Source organism: Xanthomonas arboricola pv. juglandis, assembly GCF_001013475.1.
Taxonomy (GTDB): domain Bacteria; phylum Pseudomonadota; class Gammaproteobacteria; order Xanthomonadales; family Xanthomonadaceae; genus Xanthomonas; species Xanthomonas arboricola.
Genome location: NZ_JZEF01000006.1, coordinates 64,936 through 77,514, shown reverse-complemented (window position 1 = coordinate 77,514; position 12,579 = coordinate 64,936). Strand labels below are relative to the sequence as shown.

The following is a 12,579-nucleotide window of genomic DNA, read 5'->3' as shown; positions in this document are numbered from 1 at the left end:
GTGGATGTCTCTCATTTGCTCGATCATTTAAACCCCGCCCAGCGCGAGGCCGTTTCCGCGCCGCCGGGGCATTACCTCGTGCTGGCCGGCGCCGGCTCCGGCAAGACGCGCGTGCTGATCCATCGCATTGCCTGGCTCAACGAAGTCCAGGGCGTGCCCAACCACGGCATCTTCGCGGTGACCTTCACCAACAAGGCCGCCGGCGAAATGCGCCACCGTACCGACCTGCAGCTGCGTAACGGCAGCCGCGGGATGTGGATCGGCACCTTCCATGGGCTGGCGCATCGGCTGCTGCGGCTGCATTGGCAGGACGCGCGGCTGCCGGAAGGCTTCCAGGTCATGGACAGCGACGACCAGCTGCGGCTGGTCAAGCGCGTGGTGCAGGCGCTGGAGCTGGACGAGGGCAAGTATCCACCCAAGCAGATGAGCTGGTGGATCAACGAGCAGAAGGACGAAGGTCGCCGTCCGCAGCATATCCAGCCCGAGCCCAACGACGACTGGACCGAGGTACGCCGGCAGGTCTACGCCGCCTACCAGGAACGTTGCGACCGCTCCGGCCTGCTCGATTTCGCCGAGTTGTTGCTGCGCGCGCACGAACTGCTGCGCGACACCCCGGCCTTGCTGGCGCATTACCGTGCGCGCTTCCGCGAGATCCTGGTCGACGAGTTCCAGGACACCAACGCCATCCAGTACGCCTTCGTGCGCGTGCTGGCCGGCGAGACCGGCCACGTGTTCGTGGTCGGCGACGATGACCAGGCCATCTACGGCTGGCGCGGCGCCAAGGTCGAGAACGTCCAGCGCTTCCTGAAGGATTTCCCCGGCGCGCAGACCGTGCGGCTGGAGCAGAACTACCGCTCCAGCGCCAATATCCTGGGCGCGGCCAATGCGGTGATCGCGCATAACCCGGACCGGATCGGCAAGCAGCTGTGGACCGATTCCGGCGACGGCGATCCGATCGACCTGTATGCGGCCTATAACGAGGTCGACGAGGCGCGCTATGTGGTCGAGCGCGCGCGGCAGTGGGTGCGCGACGGCGGCAGCTACGGTGAAGTGGCGGTGCTGTATCGCAGCAACGCGCAATCGCGCGCGCTGGAAGAAGCGCTGATTTCCGAGCAGCTGCCGTACCGTGTGTATGGCGGCATGCGCTTCTTCGAGCGTGCCGAAATCAAGGATGCGTTGGCGTACCTGCGCCTGCTTACCAACCGCAGCGACGATGCCGCGTTCGAGCGCGCGGTCAACACGCCCACGCGCGGCATCGGCGATCGCACGCTGGATGAAGTGCGCCGCCTGGCACGCGCCAACGCCTTGTCGCTGTGGGAAGCGGCGATGCTGTCCACGCAGGAAAACACCCTGGCCGCGCGCGCCCGCAACGCGCTGGCCACGTTCCTGAGCCTGGTCGGCCAGCTGCACGCCGAAACCGGCGACATGGAACTGGCCGAACGCATCGATCACGTGCTGATGCGCTCGGGCCTGCGCGAGCATTGGGCCAAGGAAAGCCGCAGCGGGCTGGATTCGGAATCGCGTACCGAGAACCTGGACGAACTGGTGTCGGTAGCCTCGCGCTTCACCCGCCCCGACGATGAAGACAGCCAGGGCATGACCGAGCTGGTGGCCTTCCTGGCCTACGCCTCGCTGGAAGCCGGCGAAGGCCAGGCCCAGGCCGGCGAAGAAGGCGTGCAGCTGATGACGCTGCATTCGGCCAAGGGCCTGGAATTCCCCATCGTGTTCCTGGTCGGCCTGGAAGACGGCCTGTTCCCGAGCGCGCGCTCGCTGGAAGAAAGCGGGCGGCTGGAAGAAGAGCGCCGCCTGGCCTATGTGGGCATCACCCGCGCGCGGCAGAAGCTGGTGCTGTGCTACGCCGAATCGCGGCGCATCCACGGCCAGGACAACTACAACGTGCCCTCGCGCTTCCTGCGCGAGATCCCGCGCGAGCTGCTGCACGAGGTGCGCCCGAAAGTGCAGGTCTCGCGCACCGCCTCGCTGGGTGCGGCCCGCGGCGGACCGGTGCACGGCGTGGTCGAAGCTGCGCCGATCAAGCTCGGCGCCAATGTCCAACACCCCAAGTTCGGCAGCGGCGTGGTCGTGGACTACGAAGGCGCCGGCGCGCATGCGCGGGTGCAGGTGCAATTCGACGACGTCGGCGCCAAGTGGCTGGTGATGGCGTACGCCAATCTGACGGTGGTGTAGGCCGGCAACCGCACCGCATCGCCGGGTAATGCACGGCAGGGATCACGCTCCCGGATCTGGCCAGGGCGGCGTGTTCGTCGCCAACACGCCGCTGGCCAGTATTGGTGCATCGCCCGATGCATTCCCCGCGGCATCCGTGACACCCTTGCGTTCGAATCGAACGTATAGAGATCCACGGCCCGATGCGCACCGAAAAAACACAAGATGCTGGCAGGCGAGCTCTATAACGCTGCCGATGACGAATTGCAGGCCGACCAGACTGCAGCTGCCGGCTGGATGGCGCGCTACAACGCCAGCGCCGCGCAGCCGCCCGCCCAGCGGCGCGCGCTGCTGGTCGAGCGGTTGGCCGATGTGGGCGAAGGCGCGGTGATCCGCCCGCCGTTTCATTGCGACTATGGCTATAACATCCGTCTGGGAGCGGGCGTGTTCCTCAACTTCAATTGCGTGATCCTGGATGTCTGCGAGGTCAGCATCGGCGAGGGCACGCAGGTGGGCCCTGCGGTGCAGTTCTATGCCGCCGACCATCCGCGCGACGCGGCAGGCCGCGCCAGCGGGCTGGAGTTCGGGCGGCCGATCCGCATCGGCCGCAACGTGTGGATCGGCGGCGGTGCGATCATCCTGCCGGGCGTGTGCATCGGCGACGGCGCGGTGATCGGCGCCGGTGCGGTGGTCACCCGCGACGTGCCGGCCGGCGCGATCGCGCTGGGCAATCCGGCGCGCGTACGCGCAAGCCGCGACGCTGCCGATGCCGCGCCAACCGACTGAGTGTTGCAGCACGCCGCGTGGCCGCATTGATGCGCATCAATGCGTGTACCGCAGCGCACTGTCAGGCTGAGTGCGCCGGCAGCCAGGCCGGTCATCCAAGGAGGTCACCATGTACAAACGTATCCTGATCGCCATCGATGCGTCCGAGTTGTCGCATCGCGGTTTGTTCCAAGGCCTGGAATTGGCCAAGGCCACCGGTGCCAAGGTGGATATCGTCACCGTGTCCGAGCCGTGGGCGATGGGCATGTACGACGCGATGGGCTGGAGCGTGGGCTACGAGGCAAGTCCGGAGTACCGCAAGGAACGCGAAGCTGCCGCAGAGAAGATCCTGCGCCCGGCGCTGGAGCTGGCGGCTGCGGCCAATATCAAGGCCACGTCGCGCCACGTGCTGGACCGCTTCGCCGCCGAAGGCATCGTGCAGACCGCCAAGGAGTGCAACAGCGATCTGATCATCATGACCTCGCACGGCCGCCGTGGCATGCGCCGCATGCTGCTCGGCAGCCAGACGGTGGAGGTGCTCACGCACAGTTCGATCCCGGTGCTGGTGATCCGCTGATCGGTGGATGTTTTGCTTCGCCAGAGCAGATGCAAAGCGTCCTACGTTCCAAGTCGCACAATCTCCCGTAGGAGCGCGCCTGAGCGCGACGGGGCGTTATCGGTAAAGCCTCATCGCGCTCAGGCGCGCTCCTACGCGGATTGCGGCTTGCGAATTGGAGGTCAGCTTTCCATTGGTGCCGGCTGTGCAAGACGCCGTAGCTTCGGTATGCGCCAGCGTGGCGGACTGCACCGGCAGCGTGCCGGCGCGCACCGATGCGTGATCGCGCTGCGCATCCTCGCTCAGCTCGCGCATGAAGCGCCATACCGGCATGTAGTGTCCGCGGCGTGGCGAATGCGTCGGCGGCGCGGCGCGGCACTGGCGGCGCCATTGCATCGGCGGCATGCCGAAACGCTGCTGGAAACAGCGTTGGAACTGCCGCTCCGACGCAAAGCCCATTTCGTACAGCAGCCAGGTCAGGCCGCACTCCGGGTAGGCCTGCAGATAACGGTACGCAGCGCACAGGCGCTGCTCGCGGATATAGCTGGCTACGCCCCCACGCGACTGGAACAGCCGGTACAACGACGCACGCGACAGCCCGAACGCCTGCTGCAGGGACTCGGTACCGAGCTCGGCCTCGCCGATGTGCTGCTCGATGTAGGCCAGCAGCTCGCTCATCAGCGATGCAGGCGTCTCCATGGTAGAGGCCGCTTGCGGAACGATGGCGCTGTAGTAGCTGATGCTCATGCGGTACTGTCTGCGGCCCACCTCCGGGGCCTGTCCTTCGATCAACCGAAAAAAGCATCGCCAACCCATCACGTTTCTTTCATGAAGTCGGCCGCGCATCACGCATCGGCACGAGTGAGAGGATTTGCCGGTTGTGTGCAGGGGCATTCCTGGACTCGCCGCACTGCTGAAGAGGCGTCATCGCACGGCCTGTCGCTTGGGTCCGCGTGGTGCGGTAGTTGCGGGCAGGCCAGCAGCACCGGCGTCGCACGCAGGCTCCAGGCGATCGGCCGGGCCGGCGATATCCAGGCCACAAGACAGCGCACGTGCCCCGCACGTTGGCGCAACGGGCAAGCTCAATCGGAAATCAGGCATGGCCAGCCGTCAGAAGTTCATCGCCCGCAATCGGGCGCCATGCGTGCAGATCGAATACGACGCGGAGGTCTACGGCGCGCAGGAGAAGGTGCAGATTCCGTTCGTGATGGGCGTGATGTCGGACCTGTCCGGCGCCGATGTGAGCTGCCGTCGCTGGACGATCGCAAGGCATTGCAGTCGCTGGTGTCAGCGGCCAAGCCTGCCTCCGAACCGGAAGGGGCCTGACGGAGCTGGACCAGGACAGCACGATGTTGCTACCCAGCAATTGGGACGCCTACCTGCCCATCGCCAGGTCCACCTGGTTCAATCGCAAGCTATTCGAGGCGGCCATGCGCTGAGCATGAGGCGGCCTGTGTCCTTGCGCGCAAGTAAGCGTTGTCAGATTGCGTCGCGCCGATAAGCGGTCGTGTGCGACCGAAATGGTGCTGGAATCGTCGGCCGCCAACGTGCTCACCGCAGATCACTGCACGCATTATCTCGAAGGCATTGTTGGACTTCGGGAGACTGAGCCGTTTTCCAGCCGCTCCCGAGTAAAGCGCAATGCATAGCTCGGTCAGTGAATCGTTGTTTTCTCAGTGATCGCTGGGTTGCTCGGCGGCCCATGCGCTGCCTGTGTAGCCGCCCTGTGTGCCTCAGCAATCAAGGCTTGCCTGATCATTTCTTGTTGGTAGGTCTTGGAGGCGCTTTCAGCCAACTGAGGTTCAACCTGCAATAAGTGATTATTGAGAAGGGCACGCTGTAGACAATACGCATCGTACAGAGGCGCATCACGCATCAGTGCTTCATGCATGACATTCCAATGCGACCTGGCAAGTTCCTGCACCAACGCGTCGTCCTGAAGATCGATCCTTTCAAAGCCTTCTAGACGTGGTTGTGCTGGAACCCAGGCGGGTATGGCGGGGGGGTTAGGCCACTGTTCATAGCCAAGAAAGCGCTGGGACCAGATGCCCAGCTTCATGAGGGCTAGTGAAAACGGAAGGGGCAAGATCACCAATATCATCCAGTAATTGCGCTCGATTGCCTCAACTTGTGTCGGGATGATGCTAGCCAATTGATCCAATAAAGCGTTGGCCAGTGCGATGCCGATGGTATGACAAATAGGATAGGCCAATGCTCGATGGAGCCAACGACGCCAACGGACACGATGCCCCAAGTTGGGCGCAGAACTGGGCTCCATAAAGAGCAGATAATTGATGAAAAGAAGTGCCAGAAAGAAAATGCCGACGGCTTTGGACAGTTCCATGTCGCTTGTTCTCTTTATCAGGGGGCGTCATCGTGACCAGGTAAGCACAGCTGCCCGAAGTTGCTGAAGAAAGGGCGTCGGGTCAGACGCGTCGGTCGTTGCAACGCTGCTGCTCCTAGCTTATCTACTGCTTCGCTGCAGGGGCACCAACGAGAATCGCCTCGGTCACGACCTCGAACAAGCGGCCGGACCGATCGGTATGCGATGGCTGTTCGCGAAGCCAGGCCAACGCGGCGATGAGGTCGAACAGTTCGTCTCCGTCGATGTCGGCACGCGCCTTGCCATCTGCCTGGGCTCGCGCCAGCAGTGCCGCGCCAGCGCAGCGTAGCCTGACGCAGGAGCCGTGCAGTGCGGAGGATTCGTCTTCGATGGCCGACATCATCGGCGCAAGGACGCCGCGCTGGCGGTGCGTGAAGTCGATGATGTCCTGCAGCCACAGCACCAATGCCCGGTCCGATGCGTCTGCGTGCTGCAAGCCATCGGCCTTGGTCGCCAGGTCTTCGAAGCTGCTGCGCAATAGCGCTTCCAGCAACGCCTCACGTGTGGGGAAGTGCCGGTACAAGGTGCCCAGCCCGACTCCGGCACGGCGGGCGATGTCGCGCAGCGATGCCTCCGCTCCTGATTCTGCGAGGGCTTGCCGCGCCACGTCCAGCAAGCGCTCATAGTTCTTTTGTGCGTCGGCTCTCATATCCACCCTGTACATTCGGAGCAGTGCTCCGTATATTCGGAGCACCGTTCCGTTAAGGGTATCGCATGCAAGCCACTGCAGAAAAGATCAAGACGATGAAAGCCATCCGTCAGACCGCATTCGGCGGGCCCGACGTGCTCCGCTACGAAGATTCGCCTATGCCTGCGCTGCAATCGGGCGAGGTGCTGATTCGGGTGCGCGCCGTCGGCTTGAATCCCCCCGACTGGTACCTGCGTGAGGGCTACAAGGCGCTGCCCGCGCAGTGGCGCCCGGCGGTGGATTTTCCGTTGATTCTGGGCACGGACGTGTCAGGCGTGATCGAAGCAGTCGCCGACGACGTCGAAGGGCTGTCGGTGGGCGAGGAGGTCTATGCGATGGTGCGCTTTCCGAGCGGATTGGCCGGAGGCAGCCGGGCGTATGCACAGTATGTGACCGCACCAGCGGGCGAGGTCGCCGTCAAACCGTCCGGGATCGATCATGCCCACGCTGCGGGTGCGCCCATGTCGCTGTTGACGGCCTGGCAGTTCATGGTCGAACAAGGGCATAACGCACCCAATCCGCTGCAACCGATGCCGCATGTGCCGGTGGAGCTGCACGGCAAGACCGTGGTGGTCAACGGTGCCGCCGGCGGCGTCGGTCACTTTGCAGTGCAGTTGGCGAAATGGAAGGGTGCACACGTGGTTGCGATCGCCTCAGGCAGACACGAAGCATTCGTGCGTGAGTTGGGCGCAGATGTATTCATCGATTACACCCGGGTAACGCCGGAAGATGCCATCAGCGAGGCAGATCTGGTCGTGGATGCCGTGGGCGGTCCGGCGACGGGGCGATTCCTCCAAACGCTCAAACGTGGTGGAGCGCTGTTTCCAATCTTTCCGCTCGGATTCGATGGCCGGCAAGCCGCCGGCACCTTGGGTGTGAGCGTCTCCACCACCCAGGTCAGGTCCAGCGGCGCACAACTCGCTGCACTGGCCCCGCTATTACAGTCCGGTGCCGTGCGCGTAGCCATCGACAGCAGCTTCGATCTGTCGCAGGCGCGGCAGGCACACGAACGCGCCGCGCAAGGCCACATCCAGGGCAAGATTGTGATGACCGTTGAGTGATGGACGACCGCCAGGCACTCCTGCATACGAATGTTCTCAAGGCCGCTGTCGATGACCTGCTCAACAATCGCCAGCTGAGCGTGGAAGAGGCCATGGACCGGCACTTCAGCCCCGACTTTCGTCAATGTACCAACGGCCTTCGGGAAGACCGCGCTGCCGTGCGCGAACGCATCGTGCAGCTACGCGAAGATCTGCAGCACGCCACGTTTGTTGTACGCGACGAGTTTTGTTGCGGCAATCGCTACGCGCAGCGGCACACGATTGCCCTTGCGATGCGAGATGGCGCAGCGGCCGCGCTCGATGTCTACGTGTTCGCCGAGCGCGATGCCGATGGGCGGTTTCTGTGGATCGAGGAAGCGGTTCATTCAGTTGCAGTGGCATAAGCCAACCTGTCATGACGCCGAAGAGCAGCAACAAACACTGCAGCGCTCACCGCCAGGTACGCGCAGCCGGTGTGCAGTGCGGCATGTAACACGTGTATACCCAGATTCTGGGTGCGTCTTCCACACCCGCCTGATGACGGCCGTTGTGTGTTGTAGGCCGCTTGCCCGCGTCGAACTGAAAGCGCCCGGGAGTGGCCAACTCCGGGCGCTGTCGTCACGGCACCGGATGCAGGTTGCGTACGGAACTGACGCTCTCCAGTAGCGCAGCGAGGTGCAGGATGGTGGGTTCCGCCTGCCACTTGCCGACGATCTGCACGTTGATCGGCAGACCTTCCCTGCTCGTGCCGAACCACATCGCAACGCCAGGCAGGCGGCGACATTGAGCGGCACGGTTGCGCCCTGGAGATAGGCTGCGTCCACGGTCTTGCCGTCGATGCTGAATTCGGCGACGCCATGCTTGTGTGCAGGGATCGGCGCTGGCACGTTGTCGAGCGGGCATCAAGCATTTTCGACACGCTGATCGAACGTTACCAGGCAAGCGGGTTGTTGCCTAAGTGAGCGGCGCATGCCGCGATGCGCCGTGGTGAGGCCTCGAATGAAGACCTCTGGCAGCGCTTGCGATTGGCCTGGTGGCTGATTCCCTGACACGCTTAGTCGCTGGTGCAATGGATCAAACAGAAACCTTGAGAGCTTCCTGCGAAGTTGCAGGCTTCTAATCATCTCCCAAGACCGCGTCGCTACGCTTCGATTCGCTTGATCCAACGCAAGCTGCAGCGGCGGCAGTGGCACCGCCGTAGCTTGTCAATCCGCGTGCCATACGCGTCGTATCGACGTCTTGGGAAATCCGATGAACCCGATCTCAGTCACAAGCTGCCTTGCGTTTGCCTTTGCGACGTTGAGTGCACCGACATTTGCCGCCGAACCAATCACCGGAAAATGGTTCACCGACAACCAACAGGCCCTGGTGGAAATCCGGCCCTGTGGCGCGTCGCTCTGCGGCACCATCGTCAAGGTCTTGAGGAGCAAGCCTGGTAGTGCAAAGACCGATGTCTTCAATCCGGATCCGGGCAAGCGCAACAACCCGATGGAAGGCACGGTGATCCTCAGCGAACTGGTGGACGCCGGGGATCTGTGGAAAGGCCGGATCTACAACCCCGAATCCGGCAAGACCTACAACGCCAAGCTCACGCGCGGGGCGGATGGCTCCTTGAAGGTGGAAGGCTGCGTGGCCTTCATCTGCCAGGGGCCGACCTGGCAGCCCGCACCTTGATGGCTGCCTGACCTGCGGCCCCACGCGCGTTTGCCAGGGACGGCGCAGGCGAGCTAAACCGTTTGGTTTTGAAATGCCTGCCCGGTCGCCAATGCGGGATACTGCGCTTCCACGCAGGCGAGATGGACCGGATGTCCGAGCTGCCGATCACCGAGTTGTTGCAGGCCTGGCAGCGCGATGAGCCCGGCGCGGGCGATGCATTGGCGCGGCAGGTCTATGAGGTGCTGCGCGCCACCGCGTTGCGCGAGCTGCGGCGCGATGCGCGTGCCGGCCTGCAGGCGACCGAGGTGGTGCACGAGGCCTGGATGCGGCTGGAGCAGGGCCAGCAGGCGTTTCGCTCGCGCACGCATTTCTATGCGGTGGCGGCGCTGCAGATGCGCCATCTGCTGGTGGATCTGGCGCGCCAACATGCCAGCGCCAAGCGGCTGGGGCAGGCGGTGACCCTGACGATCAGCTTGTCCGACGGCGCGCCACGGCCGGAGGCCTTGATGGTGGTTGCCGATGCCTTCGACAAGCTGGCGCGGGTGGACGAGCGCAAGGCCAAGGCCTTCGCGCTGACCGAGCTGGTGGGTTTCAGCGTGGCCGAGGCGGCCGAGCAACTGGAGGTGTCGGTGCCGACGCTGGAGCGCGACCTGCGCTTCGCGCGGGTGTGGCTGGCGGCGCAGCTGTGAGCAGTGCCGCCACCTCCTGGCAGCGATTGGAGGCCTTGTTCCATCAGGCCTGTCTGCTGCCGGTGCAAGCGCGCGAGGCATTCGCGCGTGCGCAGACCGACGACGATGCAGTGCTGCGTGATGAGTTGCTGGCGATGCTGGCGGTGGAATCGCAGGCCACCCTGCGCGTGCGCGCGCCGCTGCAACAGGCCGCTGCTGCACTGCGCGCGCCGCTGCCGGAGCTGCCGGCCGGCACGCGCTTCGGTGCATGGGCGATCGACCGCCTGATCGGCGCCGGCGGCATGGGCCAGGTCTATCTGGGCCATCGCGCCGACGGTGCCTACGAGCGCGAGGTGGCGATTAAGCTGGTGGCCGCCGAAGCCCTGGATGCGCAGGGCCGCGCCTTGTTCGAATTCGAATGCCGGCTGCTGGCGCAGATGGTGCACCCAGCGATCGCGCAGATCCACGACGTGGGTACCGATGCGCACGGCCGTCCGTATCTGGTGATGGAGTATCTGCGCGGCGAGCCGATCACCTGGTGGTGCGATGCGCACCTGCTGTCGCTGCAGGCGCGCGTGCTGCTGATGCTGCGGGTGGGCGAGGCGGTGCAGCACGCGCACCAGAAAGGCGTGATCCATCGCGATCTCAAACCGAGCAACGTGCTGGTCAGCGCGGTCGATGGGCGGCCGATGCCGGGCGTGATCGATTTCGGCATCGCCATCGATGCGTCTAGCCCCGGCATGACCTCCGCGCATGGCCGCGGCACGCCCGGTTACATGAGCCCGGAACAGGCGCGCGGCGCGCCGGAGGTGGACGCACGCAGCGACATCTATGCGCTGGGCGCGATGTTCTACGAACTGAGTTGCGGGCTGGCCCCGGTGGCAGACCGCGACGGCGTGCCGCAGCCGCCATCGCAGCGGGTGGCGGCAGTGCCGGCGGATGCGCGCGCGCGCATCTGCGCGGCCCGTGCGACGACCCACGGCAAGCTGCAGGATCAGCTGCGCGATGGCCTGGATGCGATCGTGCTGCGCGCGCTGGCGCCGGAACCGGGCGCACGCTACGCGTCGGTGTCGGCCTTGCTGGACGATCTGCACCGTTGGCTGGATGGTTATCCGCCACGTGCGTTGCAGGCCGGCGGCTGGTTGCGGCTACGCAAGTTCACCCAGCGCCATCGCAGCGGCGTGCTGGCTGCTGCACTTGTTTCGATCGCGCTGGTTGCCGGCCTGGGTGCAACACTGTGGTCGCTGCAACACGCTGCGCGCGATGCGCAACGCGCGCAGGTCACCGGCGACTTCATGAGTTCGGTGCTGTCCAGCGTGGACCCGGGCATTGCGCAGGATCTGGACAAGACGCTGATGCTGCGTGTGCTGCAGCAGGCCTCGCAGCGTGCCGCGCGTGAGTTGGCCGATCAGCCGGATGCTCGTACGCAGGTGGAGCTGACCCTGGGCCGCACGCTGATCGCGCTGGACGATTATCCGCAGGCGGTGCTGCATCTGCGCATCGCCCAGACATTGGCGCGGCAGCACATGGGCGCGGCCAGCGCGCCGGCACTGAAAGCGGTCTCGATGCTTGGCCAGGCACTGACCGGCGCCGGCAAGGCGAACGAGGCCGAACAGACGCTACGCCAGGGCATCGCGCTGGCCGCAGGCGGCAACGCAGAACAGCAGGCGCTGGGCAACGAGATGCGCGCGCGCTTGGCCTGGGCGTTGCGCGACCAGGGCCGCATGGCCGATGCCATGGCAGAGAGCCGGCATGCCTATGTCGCCGCGCTGGCCAACGGCGCCACCACTGCGGATCAACGCATCGATGCCGGCAATGTCTATGCCGGCCTGCTGGCCGACGTCGGTCAGCTGCTGCCGGCGATCGCCCTGCAGCGCAGCTTGCTGCGCGAGCGTATCGCCATGCGCGGGCTGGAGCACCCGCTGGTGCTGTCGATGCGCAACAGCCTGGCGGTGTTCCTGCTGATGCAACGCGACTTTGCCGCTGCCGAAACCGAACTGGCCTCGTTGCTGCGCCTCACCCGCAAGCTCTACGGCGACAACGCCGCCGACACCTTGATGGTGGAAAGCAACCTGGCCGACGCATTGCGGCAGCAGGGCAAGCTGGCCGACGCCGGCCCGCATTACCGCGCAATCCTGGAGCGCGCGCGCACCCTGTTCGGCGACGATGCGCCGGCCACCATCGGCTATCGCAGCAACCATGCGTTGTGGCTATTGGACGATGGCCAGCTGGATGCCTCGTTGGCCGAACAGCGCGCATCGCTGGCGTCGTCCATGCGGGTGCTGGGCCGCACGCATCCACAGACCGCCGAGATCCTGCGCGGCCTGTCCGAAGCCGAGCGCAGGCTCGGCCAGCTGGCCGCCGCGCGCGACCACGCACAGCAGGCATTGCAGATTCTGACCGGCATCTACGGCGATACCGAGCAACCCTTGCGCGCCGCACGCCAGACCTTGGCGCTGGTCGCCCCGGCCAAGGCGCTTGCCGCAACCTCCAGCGCAGAAACCATGGAGTCGGTGGCGCAACGCTGAGATGAAGTATCGGGCCGGCCAAATGCCGCCGGCGGACGGCTGCCGCAGGGCGACAGTGCAGGCAATCCCTGTCGCCATGCGGCGGCGTACCGAAACCGGCGGGCCATCTGGCCCGGCACTAGGCTGATG

General features: G+C 65.0%; 11 protein-coding genes and 2 pseudogenes. 9 read left to right on the top strand and 4 right to left on the bottom strand.

The annotated features are described in order from the left end of the window. The 3 genes from uvrD (at window position 1) to XARJCFBP2528_RS19625 (ending at window position 3,508) form a co-directional block, all read left to right on the top strand. Complete coding sequence (uvrD, locus tag XARJCFBP2528_RS19635; protein ID WP_026064377.1) at window positions 1-2,187, top strand: DNA helicase II; 2,187 nt, start codon at window positions 1-3, stop codon at window positions 2,185-2,187. A 204-nt stretch (window positions 2,188-2,391) separates the two neighbouring features. Then, window positions 2,392-2,952: a sugar O-acetyltransferase gene (locus tag XARJCFBP2528_RS19630; protein ID WP_016902733.1), complete on the top strand. Its 561-nt coding sequence runs from the start codon at window positions 2,392-2,394 to the stop codon at window positions 2,950-2,952. Window positions 2,953-3,061: 109 nt separating this feature from the next. Then, on the top strand, window positions 3,062-3,508 hold the full coding sequence (locus XARJCFBP2528_RS19625; RefSeq protein ID WP_016902734.1) for a universal stress protein: 447 nt from the start codon (window positions 3,062-3,064) through the stop codon (window positions 3,506-3,508). 161 nt (window positions 3,509-3,669) lie between these two features. Here XARJCFBP2528_RS19625 and tagK read toward each other — a convergent pair. Then, window positions 3,670-4,298: pseudogene (gene tagK / locus XARJCFBP2528_RS19620) on the bottom strand (transcriptional regulator TagK). Between the two features lie 288 nt (window positions 4,299-4,586). Between tagK and XARJCFBP2528_RS22960 the strand changes: the two are divergent. Next, a pseudogene (locus XARJCFBP2528_RS22960) lies at window positions 4,587-4,765 on the top strand (type VI secretion system contractile sheath small subunit); the annotation flags it as partial. Window positions 4,766-5,141: 376 nt separating this feature from the next. Here the strand turns inward: XARJCFBP2528_RS22960 and XARJCFBP2528_RS19615 are convergent. Together XARJCFBP2528_RS19615 and XARJCFBP2528_RS19610 are read right to left on the bottom strand one after the other, a co-directional pair. Further along, window positions 5,142-5,831 (bottom strand): hypothetical protein, encoded by a 690-nt coding sequence (locus XARJCFBP2528_RS19615; protein ID WP_016902737.1) that lies wholly within the window; start codon window positions 5,829-5,831, stop codon window positions 5,142-5,144. Window positions 5,832-5,955: 124 nt separating this feature from the next. Next, window positions 5,956-6,519, bottom strand: coding sequence for a TetR/AcrR family transcriptional regulator (locus tag XARJCFBP2528_RS19610; RefSeq protein WP_026064378.1), 564 nt, complete (start codon window positions 6,517-6,519; stop codon window positions 5,956-5,958). A 65-nt stretch (window positions 6,520-6,584) separates the two neighbouring features. Between XARJCFBP2528_RS19610 and XARJCFBP2528_RS19605 the strand changes: the two genes are divergently transcribed. Then, window positions 6,585-7,619, top strand: a complete 1,035-nt coding sequence (locus XARJCFBP2528_RS19605; protein WP_016902739.1) for an NADP-dependent oxidoreductase — start codon at window positions 6,585-6,587, stop codon at window positions 7,617-7,619. After that, a complete protein-coding gene (locus tag XARJCFBP2528_RS19600) occupies window positions 7,619-8,002 on the top strand; it encodes a hypothetical protein (protein ID WP_016902740.1) in 384 nt (127 codons plus the stop codon). The genes XARJCFBP2528_RS19605 and XARJCFBP2528_RS19600 overlap by 1 nt, the downstream gene beginning before the upstream one ends. A gap of 214 nt (window positions 8,003-8,216) precedes the next feature. Here the strand turns inward: XARJCFBP2528_RS19600 and XARJCFBP2528_RS22955 are convergent, their stop codons facing one another. After that, window positions 8,217-8,357: a hypothetical protein gene (locus XARJCFBP2528_RS22955; protein WP_016902741.1), complete on the bottom strand. Its 141-nt coding sequence runs from the start codon at window positions 8,355-8,357 to the stop codon at window positions 8,217-8,219. A gap of 480 nt (window positions 8,358-8,837) precedes the next feature. On the opposite strand from XARJCFBP2528_RS22955, the gene XARJCFBP2528_RS19595 reads away from it, so the two are divergent. The 3 genes from XARJCFBP2528_RS19595 (at window position 8,838) to XARJCFBP2528_RS19585 (ending at window position 12,450) form a co-directional block, all read left to right on the top strand. After that, entirely contained in the window at window positions 8,838-9,272 is a 435-nt protein-coding gene (locus XARJCFBP2528_RS19595) for a DUF2147 domain-containing protein (protein ID WP_248802057.1), read from the top strand. A 131-nt stretch (window positions 9,273-9,403) separates the two neighbouring features. Next, window positions 9,404-9,943 (top strand): ECF-type sigma factor EcfK, encoded by a 540-nt coding sequence (gene ecfK / locus XARJCFBP2528_RS19590; protein ID WP_026064380.1) that lies wholly within the window; start codon window positions 9,404-9,406, stop codon window positions 9,941-9,943. Next, window positions 9,922-12,450 carry a serine/threonine-protein kinase gene (locus tag XARJCFBP2528_RS19585; protein ID WP_047125019.1) on the top strand — a complete coding sequence of 843 codons (2,529 nt, stop codon included), beginning with the start codon at window positions 9,922-9,924 and terminating at the stop codon, window positions 12,448-12,450. Before ecfK ends, XARJCFBP2528_RS19585 begins: the two co-directional genes overlap by 22 nt. Window positions 12,451-12,579: the final 129 nt, after the last annotated feature.